The sequence below is a fragment of the Promicromonospora iranensis genome (assembly GCF_028994805.1).
Classification (GTDB): Bacteria; Actinomycetota; Actinomycetes; order Actinomycetales; family Cellulomonadaceae; genus Promicromonospora; species Promicromonospora iranensis.
Genome location: NZ_JAJQQP010000009.1, coordinates 1 through 20,338, shown reverse-complemented (window position 1 = coordinate 20,338; position 20,338 = coordinate 1). Strand labels below are relative to the sequence as shown.

At 71.6% G+C, this 20,338-nt stretch carries 14 protein-coding genes; 7 read left to right on the top strand and 7 right to left on the bottom strand.

Going from position 1 to position 20,338, the window contains the following annotated elements:
• Position 1 precedes the first annotated feature (1 nt).
• Positions 2–2,068 (bottom strand): HelD family protein, encoded by a 2,067-nt coding sequence (locus LUM46_RS16015; protein ID WP_274995186.1) that lies wholly within the window; start codon positions 2,066–2,068, stop codon positions 2–4.
• A 266-nt stretch (positions 2,069–2,334) separates the two neighbouring features.
• Between LUM46_RS16015 and LUM46_RS16010 the strand changes: the two genes are divergently transcribed.
• Positions 2,335–3,225, top strand: coding sequence for an aminoglycoside phosphotransferase family protein (locus LUM46_RS16010; protein WP_274995185.1), 891 nt, complete (start codon positions 2,335–2,337; stop codon positions 3,223–3,225).
• Positions 3,226–3,254: 29 nt separating this feature from the next.
• Positions 3,255–3,959, top strand: coding sequence for a DUF4241 domain-containing protein (locus tag LUM46_RS16005; RefSeq protein ID WP_274995184.1), 705 nt, complete (start codon positions 3,255–3,257; stop codon positions 3,957–3,959).
• Positions 3,960–3,974: 15 nt separating this feature from the next.
• Here LUM46_RS16005 and LUM46_RS16000 read toward each other — a convergent pair whose 3' ends face one another.
• The 4 genes from LUM46_RS16000 to LUM46_RS15985 are packed head-to-tail and all read right to left on the bottom strand — an operon-like array spanning position 3,975 to position 7,125.
• Entirely contained in the window at positions 3,975–4,907 is a 933-nt protein-coding gene (locus LUM46_RS16000) for a threonine/serine dehydratase (protein ID WP_274995183.1), read from the bottom strand.
• Between the two features lie 31 nt (positions 4,908–4,938).
• Positions 4,939–5,625: an NUDIX hydrolase gene (locus tag LUM46_RS15995; RefSeq protein WP_274995182.1), complete on the bottom strand. Its 687-nt coding sequence runs from the start codon at positions 5,623–5,625 to the stop codon at positions 4,939–4,941.
• A gap of 32 nt (positions 5,626–5,657) precedes the next feature.
• The gene (locus LUM46_RS15990; protein ID WP_274995181.1) at positions 5,658–6,440 is read right to left on the bottom strand and encodes an alpha/beta fold hydrolase; all 783 of its coding nucleotides are present in this window, start codon (positions 6,438–6,440) and stop codon (positions 5,658–5,660) included.
• A 52-nt stretch (positions 6,441–6,492) separates the two neighbouring features.
• Positions 6,493–7,125, bottom strand: coding sequence for a TetR/AcrR family transcriptional regulator (locus LUM46_RS15985; protein WP_274995180.1), 633 nt, complete (start codon positions 7,123–7,125; stop codon positions 6,493–6,495).
• An 83-nt stretch (positions 7,126–7,208) separates the two neighbouring features.
• Between LUM46_RS15985 and LUM46_RS15980 the strand changes: the two genes are divergently transcribed.
• The 5 genes from LUM46_RS15980 (at position 7,209) to LUM46_RS15960 (ending at position 16,283) form a co-directional block, all read left to right on the top strand.
• Complete coding sequence (locus LUM46_RS15980) at positions 7,209–8,123, top strand: alpha/beta fold hydrolase (RefSeq protein WP_274995179.1); 915 nt, start codon at positions 7,209–7,211, stop codon at positions 8,121–8,123.
• Between the two features lie 105 nt (positions 8,124–8,228).
• Positions 8,229–8,846, top strand: a complete 618-nt coding sequence (locus tag LUM46_RS15975; protein ID WP_274995178.1) for a hypothetical protein — start codon at positions 8,229–8,231, stop codon at positions 8,844–8,846.
• A gap of 446 nt (positions 8,847–9,292) precedes the next feature.
• Positions 9,293–10,348 (top strand): multicopper oxidase domain-containing protein, encoded by a 1,056-nt coding sequence (locus tag LUM46_RS15970; RefSeq protein WP_274995177.1) that lies wholly within the window; start codon positions 9,293–9,295, stop codon positions 10,346–10,348.
• 23 nt (positions 10,349–10,371) lie between these two features.
• Complete coding sequence (locus tag LUM46_RS15965) at positions 10,372–14,376, top strand: ThuA domain-containing protein (protein ID WP_274995175.1); 4,005 nt, start codon at positions 10,372–10,374, stop codon at positions 14,374–14,376.
• A 29-nt stretch (positions 14,377–14,405) separates the two neighbouring features.
• Positions 14,406–16,283 (top strand): OmpL47-type beta-barrel domain-containing protein, encoded by a 1,878-nt coding sequence (locus LUM46_RS15960; RefSeq protein WP_274995174.1) that lies wholly within the window; start codon positions 14,406–14,408, stop codon positions 16,281–16,283.
• A 181-nt stretch (positions 16,284–16,464) separates the two neighbouring features.
• Here the strand turns inward: LUM46_RS15960 and acnA are convergent, their stop codons facing one another.
• Positions 16,465–19,242, bottom strand: coding sequence for an aconitate hydratase AcnA (acnA, locus tag LUM46_RS15955; RefSeq protein ID WP_274995173.1), 2,778 nt, complete (start codon positions 19,240–19,242; stop codon positions 16,465–16,467).
• Between the two features lie 142 nt (positions 19,243–19,384).
• Positions 19,385–20,206, bottom strand: coding sequence for an SGNH/GDSL hydrolase family protein (locus LUM46_RS15950; protein WP_274995171.1), 822 nt, complete (start codon positions 20,204–20,206; stop codon positions 19,385–19,387).
• Positions 20,207–20,338: the final 132 nt, after the last annotated feature.

The window sequence follows — 20,338 nt, the reverse complement described above, 5'->3', positions numbered from 1 at the left end:
GTCACCCGACGATCACCAGGCGCCGGGTCGGGCGGGTCAGCGCCACGTAGAGGTCACGCTCACCGCCCGGCCGGGCGTGCCGGATGCCCTCCGGGTCGGCCACCACCACGGCGTCGAACTCCAGGCCCCGCACCTGGGAGACGGGCACCACACGCACGCCGCCGGCCGGAGAGTCGGACAGGGCCTCGGCCAGGCCGGGCGCCGCGTCGTCGGCGGCCACCACCGCGACGAGGTCGCCGTACGCCACCTCGGTGGCCACCTCCTCGACCACCGCACCGGTGAGGTCGCCGTCCGCCGCCCGACGACGGGGCTCGTCCCCGTTCCGGACCGCGCGGCTCGGCGCCTGCTGCGGGGCGATCTGCGCGAGCAGCGGCGCCGCCGCCGCCAGGACCTCGGCGGTGGTGCGGTAGCAGACCGTCAGGGTGCGCACGTCGGCCCGCTTGGCGAGGTCGCTGCCCAGCGCGTCGGCCCAGGACGCCGCGCCGGTCGCCGGGCCCGCCTGCGCGAGGTCGCCGACCACCGTCATGGACCGGCCGGGGCAGCGGCGCAGCACCGAGCGCCACTGCATGGGCGTCAGCTCCTGCGCCTCGTCCACGACGACGTGCCCGTACGTCCGCGCGGGCGGGCCGTTCAGCAGGTGCTCGGCCTCGTCGAGCAGCGGCAGATGGACGGCGGTCCACGTCCCACCGTCGCCCGGGATGCCGTCGACCGCGAGCTCCGGGTGCGCGTCCAGCACGTCCAGCACCACGTCGGCCGCCTGGAGGTGCGGCCACGCGGCCTCGACGGCCCGCTCCAGCGCGACGTCGTCGGCGAGCTCGGCGCGCAGGGCGCCGGGGTCGAGCTCCGCCACCGCTGCGGCGTGCCCGAAGGCGCCGCCCTCGTCCGGGCCGAACCCGAGCCGCTCCAGGTCCTTCGCGGCGGCCTGGTCGACGTTCACGCCGCCCGTGAGCACCTCGATGTCCTCGTCCAGCTTGGCGAGCATGATCCGGGCGCGCGCCTGCACCTCGTCGGACACGAAGTCCACGACCAGGTCCTTGAACAGCGACCGGGCCTGGTTGTGCGGCAGGCCGGCGCCCCCGGCGGTCGCCCGCGCCTCGGCGAGCGCGTGGGTGTCCATGGTGATCGCGTCGCCGTCGACCATCACGGTGAGCGTGCCGTCGGGCGCCTGGTACCGCCGGACCGTCTCGGCCAGCTCGTCCGCCAGCCGCACGTCTCCCGCGGCGCGGCGCAGGGCGTGGCCCGCCTCGGGGACGTCGGCGAGGTCAAGACCGATGTCGAGGGCGTCGGCGACCAGCCGGTCGGCAGTGGTCATCGCCACGTCGTTCTCCCCCAGGGAAGGCAGCACCTCGGCGATGTAGTCGAGGAAGCGCGAGCCCGGGCCGAGCACGAGCACGCCGTCGGCCCGTGCCTCCTCGAAGCCCGCGAGGACGTACGCGGCGCGGTGCAGGGCGACCACCGTCTTGCCGGTGCCGGGACCGCCCTCCACGACCGTGACGCCGCGGTGGGCGGAGCGGATGATCGCGTCCTGCTCCGCCTGCAGCGTGGACACGACGTCGCGCATCCGTCCGGTGCGCCGGGCGCTGATGGCCTCCAGCAGCGGCCCGTCGCCGACGACGTCCTCCGGCCCGGGCTCGGAGCCGTCCAGGACCTCGTCGCTCACGCGGGTGACCGAGCGGCCCTCCAGGCGCAGGTGCCTGCGCCGGCGCAGGCCCATGGGGTGCGCGGCGGTGGCGGCGTAGAACGGGCGGGCGGCGTCGGCGCGCCAGTCCACGAGCAGCTGGTCGTCGCCGTCGCTCAGGCCGGTGCGGCCGATGTGCAGCGAGCTGCCGTCCGCGTGGTCGATCCGGCCGAAGCAGAGGTGCTGCTCGGCAGCTCGCAGCGTCCGCGCCCGGCGATCGAGCATGCCGACACGCACCTCGCGGGTGAAAGCCTCCTCGGGGTCGGTCGACGAGCCGCGGACGGCCTCGGCCAGGTCCGCGCTGACGCGGGCCACCTCTCCGTCGAGCCGTGCGTACAGGGCGTCGACGTACTCCTGCTCGGCGGACTGCTCGGTCTGGCGTTGCTGCACGGGTCTCCTCGTTGTCTGGGCCTGGTGTCAACGCGGACGGTTCGCAGAACGTTCCCGGGGTCGCACCGCACCCGGGCGTGGCACACGGGCCGCTTCTGTGGCCACCGATGGCTCAGGAACCGGCGGCGCGTCGCCCGGGCGGACCGGCCGGCGCCATCGCCCGCGCCCGGCGACCCGGTACCGTTGACCGCCCGCCCGGCGCAGCCACGCGATACATCCCGGCAACGCACCCGGACTAAGAACGCACCAGGACTAAGGAGGCCGCCGTGGTCGCCGCCGACCTCGACGTGACCGTCGACCTCACCCGATCGCTCCTGAAGGAGCAGCATCCCGACCTCGCGAACCTGCCGCTCGAGCTGGTCGCGAACGGGTGGGACAACGTGATGATCCGGCTGGGCGACGACCTCGCCCTGCGCCTGCCGCGACGCGAGCTCGGGGCACAGCTCATGCGCAACGAGCACCAGGTCCTGCCCCTCCTCGCCCCGCGGCTGCCCGTGCCGGTCCCGAACCCGGTCCGTACCGGCGCGCCGAGCGCGTCGCTCGGCTACCCCTGGCCGTGGGGCATCGTGCGATGGGCCCACGGTGTCCCCGCCGCCACCGTCCCGGCGGCGGAGCGCACACCGTGGGCCGAGCACCTGGCGCAGGTGTTCGTCGCGCTGCACCAGCCGGCGCCCGAGGACGCCCCCGGGAACAGGTTCCGCGGCATCCCCGTCGCGGAGCGGACCGCCACCTTCGAGGACCGCGTCACCCTGCTCCCGGAGCACCTCCACGCCCGAGCCCGCGACCTGTGGGCGGATGCCGCCGACGCCCCGGGGTACGACGGCGTCCCCGTGTGGCTGCACGGCGACCCCCACCCCGCCAACCTGGTGGCCGACGGCGACCGCCTCGCCGCCGTGATCGACTTCGGGGACGTGACCAGCGGCGACCCGGCGTCGGACCTGGGCGCGATGTGGCTCACCTTCGACGCAGAGGGCCGGGACCGCTTCCGCCGCGTGGTGGACGCCTCCGCGCGGGACGGACGCGGCTGGGACGCCGGGATGTGGCGCCGGGCGCAGGGCTGGGCCCTGCTGTACACGACCATCTGCTTCTCCTACCCGGACACCCACCCGATCATGGTCGGCGTCGGCGAGCACGCGGTCGAGCAGCTGTTCGGCTGAGTGTCGGTGGCTCCGGCTACCTTCCTCGCATGTCCTACTTCAGGCCCCTCTTCGCTCTCCTGCCAGGCACACCTGACGGCACGTCCCACCCCCAGACGGTGCACGAGCTCGGCGTGCTGCACGTGCGGTCCGGGCGTGTCGAGGCGTCCGACCCGTACGTGTCCCTGGGCGACGGCCTGGTGACCGCGGTGCCGCCCGGCTCCTACCCGGTGCGCGTCACGGTCGCCGACGTCTCGGAGGAGCGGGACGGCAGCCACGAGCGGGAGGCCTACCTCTCGCTGGTGGTTTCCGACGCGGCGCCGGTCGCCGAGGTGCGGCTCGTCTCGCCGGAGGGCGCCGAACCGTCGGGCGACGGCAAGTTCTACGGCGTTGGGGTCGCTGCCGGGACGGTGGCCTTCGCGGATCCCGAGGCGGTCGCCGCGTACATGCCTCCGCAGGAGGACGAGTGGTACGACGGCGTCTTCGACAACGACTCCGGGTCGTCCTGGTTCGCCCGCCAAGACGACCCTGCCCACTACCGCAACGGCTGCGCCAACGTCACCCTGCCGCTGGCCACGGACGGCGAGAACGTGGTGCTCAGCCACTCCGGCTGGGGCGACGGCTTCTACCCCGTGGTCACCACGCACGACGCCGACGGTGCGCTGCTCGGCGTGCACATCGACCTCCTGGTCGCAGGGCCGGACGAACCGGAGGACGAGGAGGACGAGGAGGCGCCGGTCACTGTCCGAGCCTGAACCGCCGGGGACCGGTCAGAACCGCACGGCGGTCGTGTTGGCCCCGCATACCAGCACCGCGACCCGCTCCCCCGGCGCCGGCACATAGCTCCCGGACAGCACGGCGGCGAGCGCCGCAGCGCCGCCCGGCTCGGCCACCACACGGGCCGTGTCCCAGAGGGAGAGCTGTGCCGACGCGATGGCGTCGTCGGTGACCAGCACCGACTCGGCGACGAACTGCTGGGCCAGCGGGAACATGTGCCGCCCCACCTGGCGGGGTGCCAGCGAGTCGGCGGCGATGCCCTCGGTCGGCGCGTCCACGGGCTCGCCCGCCGCGAGCGCCCGGTGCAGGGTCGGGGAGCCCTCTGGCTCGACGGCGACCACCTTGACGTCCCCGCGGAACCAGGCGGCGATGCCACCGATGAGCCCACCACCACCGACGGCGACGAGCAGCGTGTCGATGTCGGGCAGGTCCTGGGCGATCTCGAGGCCGAGCGTGCCCTGGCCGATCAGCGTCTCGGGCTGGTCGTAGGCGTGCACGGTCATGGCGCCGGTGCCGGCGACGAACTCCTCGCTCGCGGCGAGCGCGTCGGCGTACCGGTCACCGCCGACGACGAGCTTGGCGCCGTACCCGCGGATGCGGTCGGCCTTGGCGGACGAGGTGACGCTCGGCACGAAGACGGTGGCCGGGATCCCGAGCCGGGCGGCCGCGTAGGCGACTGCGGCTCCGTGGTTACCGCCGGAGGCGGCGACCACCCCGGCGTCGGGCACGTCGCGGGTCAGGAGGCTCGTGAACGCACCGCGCGCCTTGAACGAGCCGGAGTGCTGCAGGCACTCGAGCTTGAGCGCGACGGGGTGGGCGGGACGGCCGAAGTCCGCGAGGTCGACGTCCAGCACGGGGGTGCGCCGCACGTGCGGGCGGATCAGGGTCTCGGCGGCGCGGATGGCGTCGCGGGTCACCTCGGTCATCGGGGACTCCTTCGGGCGTCAGTGGTGCGGGTCATGAGATGCCGAGCTCCTTGGTGCGGTCCCAGTCCTCGGTCCAGCCGAGCTGGTCGAACATGGCGTCCAGCACCCCGGCGGTGAATCCCCACACGAGGTGGGTGAGGTCGCCGTCGTGCACGTGGAAGCCCGGGCCCCGCCAGGTCCGGTTGCCGCGGCGGGCGACCACGGTGAAGCGGTTGGCGGGGTCCAGGAGGTCGGCCACGGGGGCGCGGAACACGTGCGCGGACTCGGCGACGTCCACCACGCCGACGGGCGTGGGACGGGACCACCAGCCGAGCACCGGGGTGACCACGTGGTTGCTGACCGGCATGGGCAGCTCGTCGAATGCGCCGAGCACCTCGACACCCGCTGGATCGAGCCCGGTCTCCTCGACCGCCTCGCGGAGGGCGGCCGTCACGGCGTCCTCGCCGTCGTCGGCGCGTCCGCCGGGGAAGGCGACCTGGCCGGCGTGGCTACGGAGCGTGGCCGCCCGCGCCAGCAGCAGGACGTCGAGGTCGTCGGACACCGCGAGGTCGTGGTCGTCACGGTCGGCCGCCAGGTCGTCCAGGACGCCGAAGAGCACCAGGACCGACGCAGGGCGGGCGTCTCCCGTGAAGTCACCGCGGGCGTGCCGCCACGGCCCCTCGAAGCCCTTCTCGGCGAGCGCGACCAGCTGCCTGCGTGCGGATGCGGAAGAACTCACTGCCCGACCTTAACTCCGGTTCCGTCGGACCCTCACCAGAGGAACGACCGGATCGCGGCGGCCACCGCGGCGGGCCGGTCGCGGTGCACCGCGTGCCCGGCGCCCACCACGACGCGCACGCGCACGCTCGGGTTGCGGATCATGAGCTCGACGCCCGTGCGAGGGCGGAACAGTGCCCCGTGGGCGGGGTCGGCGCCCAGCACGAGCGTCGGGACGACGAGGCGGGAGATGACGCCCGTGTACCGCCACGGCGTGTTGTCCCGCAGGGTGCGTGCCACCGCGGTGGCGTCGGCGGCCTTCGCGGCGTCCGCGACCGCCGCCGCGTCGCGCCGGTCCCAGGTGGTGTGCGCCGCCTGCACGGCCTGGGCCGACGGGGGGTGGGTGGCCTCGGCGACCTCCTCCGCGGCGCCGGTCTCGAACCGGTCGTCGGGAAGGTCGAGCGCCGGGTCGAGCAGCACGAGACGGCGCGTGAACCGGCGGTCGGCGACGGCGGCCAGCGCGCCGAGCAGGCCCCCGATGCTGTGCCCCACCACGAGGTCCCAGCCGGTGCCGAGGGCGTGCACGTCGGCGACGTGGTCGGCGAGCAGGTAGGAGTCGGCGCGCGGGCTGGTCCCGTGGCCGCGCAGGTCCGGGGCGACCACCTCGTAGCCGTCCTCGGCGAGGCTCTCCGCGAGCCGCCACCACGTGGCGCCCGACGACACGATGCCGTGCAGCAGGAGCGCCCTGCCGGGACCGGCACCCCAGCGCGTCGTGGCGAGCTCGACGGCCGCAGGTGTTTCGGGAGCACCGTCGGGAACTTCGTGCCGCGTCACCATGAACAGAGGGTAACGACCAGGTGTATACCGGTTTGAACCATCTGGCCCCGGCTCAGCGCAGAGCGTCCGGGTCCGCACCGTGCGCCACCAGGAGGGCCCGGACCGCTGCTTCGGCGCGCCGGTACACGGCGTCGTCGCCGAACAGCAGCGAGCGGTCGTTGGCCGCGTTCAGCAGCGCGTTGATCTCGAACTCCACCTGGTCGGGGTCGGTTCCCGGGGCCAGCTCGCCGGCGTCGGTGGCCGTGCGCACCTGGTGCTCGACGTACGACTCCCAGGACCGATGCGCCGCGACGACCGCGTCCCGCACGGCGCCCTCGCGCATGTCGAACTCGACCTCGACGGTGCGGAAGAAGCAGCCGCCGCGGAACACGCGCGAGCGAGAGTACTCGGTCCAGGCCAGCACCAGCGCCCACAGCCGCGGCAGTCCCCGGGGCGCGGACCGCGCCGGGACGATCACGTGCTCCGTGTAGATCTCCGCCGCCCGCTCCACCGCCGCGAGCTGGAGCTTCTCCTTGGAGCCGAACAGCCCCGCGATCGCGCTCTTGTTCACGGGAGCCGACGCTGCCAGCGCGCCGAACGAGAGCGCGTCCAGACCGAGGACGGAGGCCTCCTGCACGGCGCTGTCCAGCACCGCGCGGCGGGTGCGGTCCCCACGGGCCCGGCGCAGGTCGGTCGACTGGTCCATACAAGAGAGTGTACGACCGTGCGCACATCCGATAGTGTGCGAACGATCGTACAGATTGTTTCGCCGTCCACCGGAGGATCTCCGTGCCCCAGACACAGCGCGTCGCCCGCGCCACGTTCCGCGCCCTCGGCCGCACCGCTCCCCCGCTCGCCCTGGCGCTCGGTGCGGCCACCTACTGGCAGGTCGGCCCGCCGGCGCCGGTCCGGCTCGCCGACCAGCCCGTCCATGACTCCGCCCGCCGCGGCTCGCTCGCGCACCGCCCCACGTTCCGCAGCCCGGCCGGCCAGGACCGGCAGCACGGACCGGGGCGTACCGTCCCGGTCGCCACGTACGCGTGGGGCGACCCCGGCGCGCCGGCCGTCCTGCTGGTCCACGGCTGGCGGTCCCGCGCCTCGGCGTTCGGCCGGATCATCGAGGACCTCACCGGCGCCGGCCTCCGGGTCGTCGCCTATGACGCACCCGCCCACGGCGCCTCCGGCGGACGCCGGCGGAGCGGGCTCGACGACCTCGACATCATCCGCCGGCTGTCCGACGCCGAGGACGCGCCGTGGGCGGCGGTCGTCGGGCACTCCCTCGGCGTGCTCGCCGCCGGGGTCGCGCTGCACGAGGGCGTCCGGGCCGAGCGGTTCACCGGGATCTCCGGCCTCACGTCGGTCCGCGCCACCACGGACGGGTTCATCCGTGCGGCCGGGATCCCCTGGGACCTGCGGGACCGCTTCGCGACCGCCGTCCAGCGGTACGGCCTGCCCGGCCACCCCGACATCTACGAGCGCTTCGACCTGCTGACCCGCGCGGTGCCGGCACCGATTCCCACCCTGTGGGTGCACGACGCCGGCGACCGCATGAACCCGCACGTCCTCTCCGAGCGGCTCCACGATGTCCACGCGGCGTCGAGCGAGCTGTTCACGACCACCGGGCTGGGGCACAACAAGATCCTCGGCGACCCCGCGGTCCGGACCAGGATCCTGGACCACCTGGCGGCACCGGCGTCCGCGTAGCGGGCGCCCGGAAAAACCCATCCGAATGCACGAATGCTTCCCTGACCTGCAGAAACACCCTACGCTTATGCCCGGTTCGTTCCGGTTCCGCAGAGGGGGAAGACGATGGAGCACGCGAGCGACCACGCCCTGGCGGCGACGGCGGTCGGCGTCCTGGCAGCACTGTGGTTCGGCTGGACCGTCCGGCACTCCGGACCGTGGACGCGACTGGCGCCCGTCGTCGGCGTCGTGCTGGCGTCCGGCGTCGTGGCCGTCGCTGTCCTGACAGCCGTACGCACGTGGTCCGACGGCACGGTGGTGACCGGGCGGGTGGTGAGCATCTACGTCGCGGCGCTCCTCGTCCACGCCGGCCTGACCCGGCTGATCACCGGGGCCATCGCGAGCAGGTACCGCCGGGCCGTGGCGGCCGCCAAGGACGACAAGAAGGCCGCCGTCACCCTGGGCAAGTCACGGGTCCACCTGATCCCCACGGTCGTCGCGGTATCCACGGCGGTCCAGGTGGCGATCATCGCCGACACCCTCGATGTACCCGAGCTGCACTTCGGCGCCGCCGCCGGGGTCCTGGCCGCCCTGGCCGCCTGGCCGGTCGGGTGGGCGCTCCGCGCCGTCACCCGCCCGCGGGACCACCGGTCGACGGCAGCCCTCACCCACCCCCTGACAGGGCTGCTGACCGGGGCGGTCCTGGTCGCCACCGCGGTCTGGGTGCTGCTGCCTCCCCCGTAGCCCGCCCCCTGCAGCCCTCTCAGGCCACCACCAGGCCGCCCTCCCAGCCCGTTCGAAGCCCCGTCCCGCACCCGCGGGGCGGGGCTTCGGTCATGTCCAGCATCTCCAGTCACACAGAAGTCTGACGTTGTTCCTTCAACTTTTGCTTGACACTCGGCAGAAGTCGCCATAGGTTCGCAAAGCCACTTTGTGGTGCACAACACGCATGCGAGCCATCCAGGTCTTTCCGGCACGGTGGCCGCATGGGTCGTGAGGGCGTGTCCGCCGCCGTAGACGGTCACGAGCCGACGTCCTTGGAGGGAACGACGATGTGGTCCACCTTCGTGACATCGCTGTCATCCGCGGCGTCGCCGCCGACAGCTTCGCGCGTCTGAACCCCCATCCCCCTGATCCCTGTCTCGTCGGGACGGCCCTGAGGCCTGCCCGACGGTGTCGAACGGAGACGCATGCCTGAGAACAGCCCTGACACCCGATCCCCCCTGGGCGGTATGTCCCGTCGCAGTGTCCTGACCGGCACCCTGGCCGGCCTGATGGCTCCGACCGCGGTACTGGCGCTCGGCGCCGACACGGCCGCGGCGGTCTCGACCAAGCCGGCGCCGGCGCCGACAACCCCGCCCGTCAGCACACAGGGCACCACCCGGCACATCACCATGTACGCCGAGGAGCTCCCGGGCGGGCAGTACGGATACGGTCTGGCTCCGGGCGAGGCCACCATCCCGGGGCCCATGCTCGAGATGTGGGAGGGCGACACGCTCCAGATCGAGCTGGTGAACAACACCGACCGGCGGCTGTCGATCCACCCGCACGGCGTGGACTACAAGACCACGTCGGACGGCAGCCCGTTCAACGACTCGTTCAACGAGCCGGGCGAGACGCGTACCTACACGTGGAGCAGCCACGTGCAGCACCGGGCCGACGACACCCGATGGATCCCGGGCAGCGCCGGTTACTGGCACTACCACGACCACGCGCTGGGTGGCGACCACGGCACCGAGGGCCTGCGCAAGGGGCTCTACGGCGGTCTCATCGTGCGGCGCAAGGGCGACATCCTGCCCGACCGGCAGTACACCGTCGTGTTCAACGACATGACCATCAACAACAAGATGGCGCCCGACACTCCCATGCTCGAGGCGAACCTCGGCGAGAAGGTCGAGATCCTCGCCATCGGCCACGGCGACCAGCTGCACACGTTCCACCTTCACGCCCACCGCTGGGCGGACAACCGCACCGGCTACCTGATGGGCCCCGACGACCCCAGCCAGGTGGTCGACAACGTCGACCTCAACCCCGGTTCCTCGTTCGGGTTCCAGGTCATCGCGGGCGAGGCGGTGGGCCCGGGCGCCTGGATGTACCACTGCCACGTCCAGTTCCACTCGGACGGCGGCATGGCGGGCATCTTCCTCGTGCGCAACGCCGACGGCTCCATGCCGGACGGCGCCCAGGAGGCCATCGACCGCTTCCAGCACCACGAGCACACCGGCCACACCGCTGGTTCCCACTGAAGTTCACGCGCAAAGGAGCAGTGATGGAACGAATCACAACGAGCCCGCCACTCCGCGGAGGGCCCAGCCCACTCAGATCGGCGCGCGGCGCACTGGCCGCGATCGCCGGCGCCGCCCTTCTCGTCAGCATGGCGGCGGTGCCCGCGCAGGCCCAGCGCACGGCGGTCGCCCAGACCCCCTCGGCGGTGGTGGCTCCTGCCGCCACCACGGCGGCGCAGGACGTCACGGTGCTGGTCTTCCACGGCGCACCGGACAAGCAGAACGACCCGGTCACCCTCGCGACCCGGACCATCAGGGAGCTCGGGGCCGAGCACGGTTTCACCGTGGAGACCGCGTCCGACCCCTCGGTCTTCACCGCCAAGAACCTCTCGAAGTACCGCGGCGTCGTCTTCCTGTCCGCGGAGGGCGTCGAGCTCTCCACCGGCCAGGAGGAGCAGCTCAAGGCGTACGTGCAGGGCGGTGGCGGGTTCCTCGGCATCCGTGACGCCGCACGCGCGCAGGACCGCTCACAGTGGTTCACGGGCCTCATCGGCACCCGCCCGGCAGGCAACCTGCCGGACGCCCTCGAGGTCGCCAGCGTCAAGGCGAACGCGGAGAACCCGCCGAACGAGGACGCCGAGAACCTGATCGACGGCGACTCGAACACCAAGTGGCTCGCCTTCGAGCCGACGGCAAAGATCGACCTGACGATGGCGGAGGCCGTCGTGGCCACCCGCTACGCGCTCACCTCCGCCAACGACTTCGACGGCCGCGACCCGAAGAGCTGGACGCTCCAGGGCTCCACCGACGGTACGACCTGGACCGACCTGGACACCCAGACGGACCAGGACTTCCCGGACCGGTTCTCGGCGCAGGACTACCGCTTCGAGAACACGACCGCGTACCAGCACTACCGCCTGGACATCACGGCCAACGCGGGTGACGGTCTCACCCAGCTCGCCGAGATCGAGCTCTTCGACGCCTCCTCGGACGAGGAGCCGGAGCCGGTCGTCCCGATCCAGAAGGCGACCGTCAACGTGGTCGACGACCTGCACCCGGCGGCCGAGGACGTGCCGACCAAGTGGACCCGCTCGGACCGGTGGCTCAACTGGTCGCCGAACCCCGTGGGCGAGGTGCACACCATCGCGCAGGTCCAGGAGTGGGACTACAAGCCGGGTGAGGGCGCCAACGGCGCCTTCCACCCGGTGACGTGGTGCCGTGACTACGACGGCGGCCGCTCCTTCTACACCGGCATGGGCGGCACGGCGGCGAGCTACTCGCAGCCCGAGTTCCGCAACCACCTGCTCGGCGGTCTGCTCTGGTCCACCGGTATGTCCCGCGGGGACTGCCAGGCGACCATCGCCGACAACTACGAGTCCCAGCGCCTGACCCTGAAGAACACCGCGGGCACGCTCGACCAGGTCGGTGAGCCGCACGGGCTGACCGTCGCCCCCGACGGCGGCGTCTTCTACATCGGCAAGGCCGCCTGCGCGACGGGTCCCGTCGTGTCGTGGGACGACCCGAAGGTCGGCCTCGGCTGTGGCACCGTCCACCGCTGGGACCCGGAGACCGAGAAGACCAAGCTCCTGACCACGCTCGACGTCATGGGCCACCGCGGTAGCGGCAGCGAGCTCGTCAAGAACGAGGAGGGTCTGCTCGGCATCACCCTCGACCCGAAGTTCGAGGAGAACAGCTGGGTCTACCTCTACTGGATGCCGCACGAGTCGATCGACCGCGAGCGCCGCGTCGGTCTGCGCACGGTGTCGCGCTTCACGTACGACTCCGAGGCCGACGCGATCGACCAGTCCACGCGCAAGGACCTGCTGGAGTGGGAGACGCAGATCCACAGCTGCTGCCACGCCGGTGGTGGCATGGACTTCGACAACGAGGGCAACCTCTACATCGGTTCCGGTGACAGCAACTCGTCCGGTGGCTCGCAGGGCTACTCCGGCAACAACTGGACCCAGGAGTACGCGGGCATCTCGTTCCAGGACGCGCGCCGCACCTCCGGCAACACGAACGACCTGAACGGCAAGATCCTGCGGATCCACCCGGAGCCGGACGGCACCTACACGATCCCCGAGGGCAACCTGTTCCCCGAGGGCGAGTACCCGGCCGACAAGACGCGCCAGGAGATCTACGTCATGGGCGTGCGGAACATCTCGCGCCTCGACTACGACGAGAAGAACGACTGGCTGACCGCCGCCTGGGTGGGGCCGGACGCCGGCTCGCCGAGCCCGGAGCTCGGCCCGGCCAAGTACGAGACCGCCACGATCATCACGTCGGCGGGCAACCAGGGCTGGCCGTACTGCATGGGCAACAAGCAGCCCTACCGTGACCGGAGCAACGAGGACGCGAGCGTCCTGACCGGCTGGTACGACTGCGACAACCTGAAGAACACCTCGCCGCGCAACACGGGCCTCGTGGACATCCCGCCGGCCCGCGCGAACATGATCTGGTACTCACCCGACGGCGGCGGCCCGGTCTTCCCGGCCGGCGAGGACGGTGTGCCCACCTACGAGGCGGACGAGGCCACCTACACCCAGCCGTACCTGCGCGGCGGCGGTCAGGCCATCATGAACGGCCCGACGTACCACCGCTCGGAGGTCGACACCGACAGCGGCGTCGCGTGGCCGGAGCACTGGGACAACAAGTGGTTCCTGGGCGACCAGTCCAACTCGAACAACCGCGTGGCCGTCACGGTGAACCCGGACACGGTCGAGGAGGCCGGCGCACCCCTGTTCGCAGAGGACCTGCGCCGCATCGTCCAGGGCGGCAACGGCAACACGCAGCTGCAGAGCTGGATGGACGCGAAGTTCGGTCCGGACGGTGCCCTGTACCTGCTCGACTACGGCAGCGGCTTCTTCACGCTGCACGAGAACCAGAAGCTCACCCGGATCACCTACACGGGCGGCCCGGCGACCCCGGCGCCCGCCGGCTCCGGCGCCAGCGTGCAGAGCAACCCGCTGACCGTCGCCTTCACCGGCGGAAAGTCCGGCGGCGTCTCCTACGCCTGGGACTTCGGCGACGGGAGCACCTCGACCGAGGCGAACCCGAAGCACACCTACGCCCGTGTCGGCAGCTACGACGCGAAGCTCACGGTGACCTACGCCGACGGTGAGACCACGACGCTCGACGTGCCGGTCGAGACCACCTGCACCATCCCGGACGACCGGGCCACGGTGTGGATGGGCGAGACGAACTCCGGCGTCACGAACGACGACCTGGGCGGCTGCACCATCAACGACCTGATCAACGACGAGGCGCAGTGGGACACCAACGCCAAGTTCGTGAACCATGTCACCGCTGTGGCGAAGCAGCTGCGGGCCGACAAGGTGATCACGGCCAAGGAGGAGAAGGCGCTCGTCTCGGCCGCCACGAAGTCGGGCATCGGCGCGCGGGGCACCACCGGGTACCGGTGGCTGTTCGACGGCACGGCGGAGACGCTCGACGACTGGCGTCAGGCACCCGGAGGCAACTTCGACCTGCAGGACGACGGTTCGATCCGCGCACGTGGTGGGCTCGGCATGCTGTGGCACCCGGGCGAGGAGCTGGCGGACTTCTCGCTGAAGCTGCAGTTCAAGGACGTCGCGCGGGGTGACGGGTTCGCCAACAGCGGTGTCTTCACCCGGTTCCCGGACCCCCGGGTCGCCAAGGAGGACCGCCCGGACTGCGGTCAGCTGACCGACGCCGAGGCGTGGGTGGCGATCTACTGCGGCCACGAGATCCAGATCTACGACGGTCCGACGGGCGAACCCCAGAAGACCGGTTCGGTGTACAACTTCGACCCGGTCGCGCTGCCCGACGCGGGCGCGACCCCGAAAGGCGTCTGGAACGACTACGAGATCAAGGTGGTCGGCCAGAAGTACACGATCATCCGCAACGGCGTGGTGATCAACGAGTTCGAGAACTCACCGGGCAAGGAGTCCTCGCGCGCGGGTGACCCGCCGAGCGACATGAGGCAGTTCCTGAAGGGCTTCATCGGTCTGCAGAACCACGGTGACGCGGACGCCATGGAGTTCCGCAACATCCGGGTGCGTGACTTGTGACCACGCCCACGAAGACGAGAGGCACCCCCATGTTGAGACGAAAGGTGTCCCGCCTGCTGGCGGGAGCAGCGGTCGGTGCCCTGGTGGCACTGCCGCTGGCACCGGCGGTGGTCACGGCGGCGCCCGCCGCCCTGACCGCTGCCCAGTCCCCCGCCCAGTCGCCCGCCCTCGCGGCGGTCGACGAGACAGCGGCCGACCAGGTCCTGACCTTCACCGGGGACAACAGCGTCACGGACTACGCCTCGGCCCCGGAGACCGCCACGGCGGGCCCGGCGACGATCGTGTTCGAGAACAGCGCGGCGACCGGCAACAACATCGGCATGTCGCACACGCTCACGTTCGACACGAGCACACCGGGGTACAACCACGACGTCACCCTGGACATCCTGGCCAACCCGTTCGACGCCAACGGTGGTCGGTACGAGGCGGAGGTCGACCTGAAGCCGGGCACGTACCGGTACTTCTGCGCGATCCCCGGCCACGGCACGATGGCCGGTGAGCTGGTGGTCACCGAAGCGCCGGCGGACGACACCACGGCGCCGACCGTCACGGCGGACGTCGCCGGGCAGCAGGACGCCGACGGTGCCTACATCGGCGCGGCCACGGTGGCACTGACCGCGCAGGACGCCGAGTCGGGCGTCGCCTCCGTCGAGTACTCGGTCAACGGTGGCGCCTACCAGGCGTACACGGAGCCGTTCGTCCTGGACCAGCCGGGCATGTACATGGTCGAGACCCGGGCCACGGACAACGCGGGCAACGTCTCGACGCCCGAGATGGTGCACATCGAGGTCGTGTCAGCCGACGGCGAGGACACCACGGCACCCGTCGTGGACGCCGAGGTGACCGGCGAGCTCGACTCGTCGGGCGCCTACATCGCCTCGGCGACCGTGACCGTCGCGGCCCAGGACGCAGGTTCGGGCGTCGCCTCCGTCGAGTACGCGCTCGACGGCGGTGCGTACGCGCCGTACACGGAGCCGGTCGTCGTCGACACCGCGGGCGAGCACACGGTGACCTACCGGGCCACGGACGTCGCGGGCAACGTCTCGGCGGAAGGGTCGGCCACGTTCACGGTGGTCGCCCAGGCCGAGGACACGACGGCGCCGACCGTCACCGCGGAGATCACGGGTTCGCAGGACTTCGACGGGTACTACCGCGGCTCGGCCACGGTCCAGCTGCTCGCCGAGGACACCGGGTCCGGTGTGGCAAGCGTCGAGTATGCGCTCGACGGCGAGGCGTTCACGCCCTACACCGCGCCGATCACCATCGACACGCTCGGTGAGCACACCGTGACCTTCCGGGCCACGGACAACGCGGGCAACGTCTCGGAGGTCGGCTCGGCCGACCTGGTGGTCGTCGAGGAGGGCCCGGCACCGGACGGCACGCCGCCGATCGCCTCGGCGGAGGTGCGCGGAGAGCAGGACGCCGAGGGTGCCTACATCGGCACGGCGACGATCTCCATCAGCGCACGCGACTCCGGTTCCGGGGTCGCGCTCATCGAGTACGCGCTCGGCGACGAGGCGTTCCGGGAGTTCACCGCGCAGATCGAGGTCACGGAGCCCGGTGCGCACGCCCTGCGGTACCGGGCGACGGACAACGCCGGGAACGTCACCCGCACGGGCACCCTGCGGTTCTCGGTCGCCTGGACCGAGACCGACGCCTGCCCCGCCTCCGACGAGCGCCCCACGGTGATCATCGGTGGCGTGGACAGCAAGGTCGCGAACGTCGACACCGGGAACGGCTGCACCATCGCTGACCTCGTCGACGAGACGTGGCCGTGGGTGGACAACGGCACGTTCGTCGCCCACGTCACCGAGGTCACGACCCCGCTCGTGGAGGACGGCACCATCACCAAGAAGGAGCAGTCCCAGATGGCCAGGGCCGCCAAGCGGTCCGGGATCGGGGGCTGAGCCGAACCGCGGCACCACGTAGGACGACGGCGCCCCGCCCCTCCTCACGGAGGGGCGGGGCGCCGTCGTTCTGGACCTGCGGGTCAGCGGCTCAGGCTCTGTTTTCTGTCGCCTGAGCCTGCGGTTCCGCTACAGGCGGGTGCCTCGTTCCTCGGCCCCCACCCTGCGCTGCACCTCCGGCTCAGGCGACGAGCTGGCGCAGCACGTACTGCAGGATGCCGCCGTTGCGGTAGTAGTCCGCCTCGCCCGGGGTGTCGATCCGGACCACGGCGTCGAACTCGACCTGCGAGCCGTCCGCCTTGGTGGCCGTGACCTTGACCGTCTCGGGCGTGACGCCCTCGTTCAGCGCCGTGACGCCGGTGACGTCGAAGGTCTCCGTGCCGTCCAGGCCCAGCGACTCGGCGTTCTGACCGGCCGGGAACTGCAGCGGCAGCACGCCCATGCCGATGAGGTTCGAGCGGTGGATGCGCTCGAAGCTCTCCGTGATGACGGCCTTGACGCCCAGGAGCGCGGTGCCCTTGGCGGCCCAGTCACGCGACGAGCCGGAGCCGTACTCCTTGCCGCCGAGCACCACGAGCGGGATGCCGGCCGCGGCGTAGTCCTGCGCGGCGTCGTAGATCGTGTCCTGTGCGTTCTTCACGAAGTTGAACGTGAAGCCGCCCTCGACGCCCGCGCCGTTGTTCTCCGAGGCCAGGAGCTGGTTACGGAGACGGATGTTCGCGAACGTGCCGCGGATCATGACCTCGTGGTTGCCACGGCGCGAGCCGTAGGAGTTGAAGTCGCGACGGCCCACGCCGTGCTCGGCGAGGTACGTGCCCGCCGGGCTGTCCGGCTTGATGGAGCCGGCCGGGCTGATGTGGTCGGTTGTGACCGAGTCGCCGAGCTTGGCGAGCACTCGGGCGCCCGAGAAGTCGGTGACGGGCTCCGGCGTCATGCCCATGCCGTCGAAGTACGGGGGCTTGCGCACGTACGTCGACTCGGGGTCCCAGGCGAACGTGTCGCCCTCGGGGGTCTCCAGGGCGGCCCAGCGCTCGTCGCCCTTGAACACGTCGGCGTAGTCCGCCTCGAACATCTTGCGGTCGATGGACGACGCGATGGTCTTCTCGACCTCGTCCGGCGTGGGCCACAGGTCCCGGAGGAACACCGGGTTGCCCGCCTCGTCGCGACCCAGCGGGTCGTGCTCGAAGTCGAACTCCATGGTGCCGGCCAGGGCGTACGCGATGACCAGCGGCGGGGACGCCAGGTAGTTCATCTTGACGTCCGGGTTGATGCGGCCCTCGAAGTTACGGTTGCCCGAGAGCACCGAGACGACCGACAGGTCGTGCTCGTTGACGGCCTCCGAGACCTTCTCGTCCAGCGGGCCCGAGTTGCCGATGCACGTGGCGCAGCCGTAGCCGACCAGGTGGAAGCCCAGCTTCTCGAGGTACGGCCAGAGGCCGGCCTTCTCGTAGTAGTTGGTCACGACCTGCGAGCCGGGGGCCATGGAGGTCTTGACCCACGGCTTGGCCTCGAGGCCCTTCTCGACGGCGTTCTTCGCGAGCAGCGCCGCGGCGATCATGACCGACGGGTTCGAGGTGTTGGTGCACGACGTGATCGACGCGATGGCGACGGCGCCGTGGAACAGCTCGAACTCCTTGCCCTCGCTGTTCGTGACGTGCACGTGCTTGCGGCCGTTCGGCGTGATGGCCGGCGAGTCGGACGCGGGGAACGACTCCTTCTCGGCCTCGTCCACCTGGTCCAGCACGTCGGGCGCGTAGGTCGGCAGGTCACGCGTGAACGCGGCCTTGGCGTTCGTCAGCTCGATGCGGTCCTGCGGGCGCTTCGGCCCGGCGATCGAGGGGACGACGGTGGACAGGTCGAGCTCGAGGTACTCGGAGTACACCGGCTCCGGGGTGTCGGCGTCGTGCCACAGGCCCTGCTCCTTGGCGTAGGCCTCGACGAGCGCGACCTGCTCCTCGGAGCGGCCGGTCAGGCGCAGGTAGTCGACGGTGACGGAGTCGATCGGGAAGATCGCGGCGGTCGAGCCGAACTCCGGCGACATGTTGCCGATGGTGGCGCGGTTCGCGAGCGGCACCTGGGCCACGCCCTCGCCGTAGAACTCGACGAACTTGCCGACCACACCGTGCTGGCGCAGCATCTGCGTGATCGTGAGCACGACGTCGGTCGCGGTCACGGCGGCCGGGATCGAGCCGCTCAGCTTGAAGCCGACGACGCGCGGGATGAGCATCGAGACCGGCTGCCCGAGCATCGCGGCCTCGGCCTCGATGCCGCCGACGCCCCAGCCCAGCACACCCAGGCCGTTGACCATGGTGGTGTGCGAGTCGGTGCCGACGCAGGTGTCGGGGTAGGCCCGCAGCACCGGCGCCTCGCCGCCCACGGAGACCTCGCGGGTCATGACGGTACGCGCCAGGTACTCGATGTTGACCTGGTGCACGATGCCGGTGCCCGGCGGGACGACCTTGAAGTCGTCGAACGCCGTCTGGCCCCAGCGCAGGAACTGGTAGCGCTCGTGGTTGCGCTGGTACTCGAACTCGACGTTGCGCTCGAACGCGTCGGCACGGCCGGCGACGTCGATCTGCACGGAGTGGTCGATGACCATCTCGGCGGGTGCCAGCGGGTTGACCCGGGTGGCGTCGCCGCCGAGCGCGGCGACGGCCTCACGCATGGTGGCGAGGTCCACGACGCAGGGCACACCGGTGAAGTCCTGCATGATCACGCGCGCCGGCGTGAACTGGATCTCGGTGTCGGGCTGCGCGTCCGGGTCCCAGGACGCGAGGGCGCGCACGTGGTCGGCGGTGATGTTCGCGCCGTCCTCCGTGCGCAGGAGGTTCTCGGCGAGGATCTTCAGGGAGTACGGGAGGCGCTCGACCCCCTCGACCGCGTTGAGCCGGAAGATCTCGTAGGACGTGCCCGAGACCTCCAGCGTTCCCTTCGATCCGAACGTGTCCACGGTGCTCACTGTGGCTCCTTCTGCGGGGCTGACGGTGCGTCGGCTCTCACAGGCGCGGTCATCGCGCAACGGAGCCTTCGCATGGGTTCCAGGGGGCTTCACCCAGCGTAAGCCGGGCTGCTCGGGCCAGCATAACGCATATATCTTGACGTCAAGATATCTGCGAGACCACCCGGCGCGAGATGGCGGCGTAGCCCCGGTCGTTGACGTGCGTGCCGTCCGCATCGATGTACCGGTCCCTGACCACGTCGGGGTCGAGCATCGAGACGTACGTCGCCCCGTGCCTCTCCGCCGCCGCTCGCACGGCGCTGTCCAGGGCGCGTGCCTCGAGCCCGATCTCCCACGGCGTGGACGGCCCGACCGCGATGATCTCGGCGTCCGGGAAGCGCCGCGCGGCCAGCTCGTACGTGTCGGCGACCGCGCGGAACACGCGCGCGGGCGTCTCGCGCAGCTCCGGGAAGTCGTTCTGGCCCCCGGCGATCACGACGAGGTCGATGCCGCGAGGACCCACCGAGCGCAGCTGCTCCGCGTACGACAGCCGGTCCTGGTCCGGGTAGCGGCTCACGAACCCGGTGCCGCCGTCAGCGACGTTGCGCTCGGTCCAGCCCATCTCGCGGGCGACGATCGTGCTCCAGCGCTTCGACGGCGCCGACGCGCGCTGGCCGACCGTGTACGAGTCGCCGACGAACAGCGCGACGGGCGGCTTCGCCCCGCTCGCCCGCTCGGCGGTCCGCCCTGCGGCCTGCTCGGCGTTCTCCGCCGACGGGACGGGGGTCGGGCTCGGCGTCGGGGTCGGGGTCGGCGCCACGCTCGGGGTCGGCGTCGGCCCCCTCGTCGACGTCGCCGCCGGCTGCCCTCCGCCGTCACCGACCGTCATGCCGCCGCCACCGGCGACCATGCCCACGACGACGGCCACGACGAACGCCGCCATCACACCCGCGACGATCCCGCCGCCCACTAGCCACCGCTTCACGAGGCGCATCCTATGCGCCCGGCGAGGTCAGACCTGCCGGTCCAGGACCGCTACCGCCTCGACGTGGTGCGTGTGCGGGAACGAGTATCCAGAGCCGCGATGCAGGTCAGAGCGCTGCATCGCCAGCGCCCT

Excerpts from the sequence above, each read along its gene's own strand:
- LUM46_RS16005 (WP_274995184.1), top strand. The coding sequence starts at position 3,255 with ATGTCCTACTTCAGGCCCCTCTTCGCTCTCCTGCCAGGCACACCTGAC.
- LUM46_RS16000 (WP_274995183.1), bottom strand. The coding sequence starts at position 4,907 with ATGACCGAGGTGACCCGCGACGCCATCCGCGCCGCCGAGACCCTGATC.
- LUM46_RS15990 (WP_274995181.1), bottom strand. The coding sequence starts at position 6,440 with ATGGTGACGCGGCACGAAGTTCCCGACGGTGCTCCCGAAACACCTGCG.
- LUM46_RS15985 (WP_274995180.1), bottom strand. The coding sequence starts at position 7,125 with ATGGACCAGTCGACCGACCTGCGCCGGGCCCGTGGGGACCGCACCCGC.
- LUM46_RS15975 (WP_274995178.1), top strand. The coding sequence starts at position 8,229 with ATGGAGCACGCGAGCGACCACGCCCTGGCGGCGACGGCGGTCGGCGTC.
- LUM46_RS15970 (WP_274995177.1), top strand. The coding sequence starts at position 9,293 with ATGCCTGAGAACAGCCCTGACACCCGATCCCCCCTGGGCGGTATGTCC.
- LUM46_RS15965 (WP_274995175.1), top strand. The coding sequence starts at position 10,372 with ATGGAACGAATCACAACGAGCCCGCCACTCCGCGGAGGGCCCAGCCCA.
- LUM46_RS15960 (WP_274995174.1), top strand. The coding sequence starts at position 14,406 with ATGTTGAGACGAAAGGTGTCCCGCCTGCTGGCGGGAGCAGCGGTCGGT.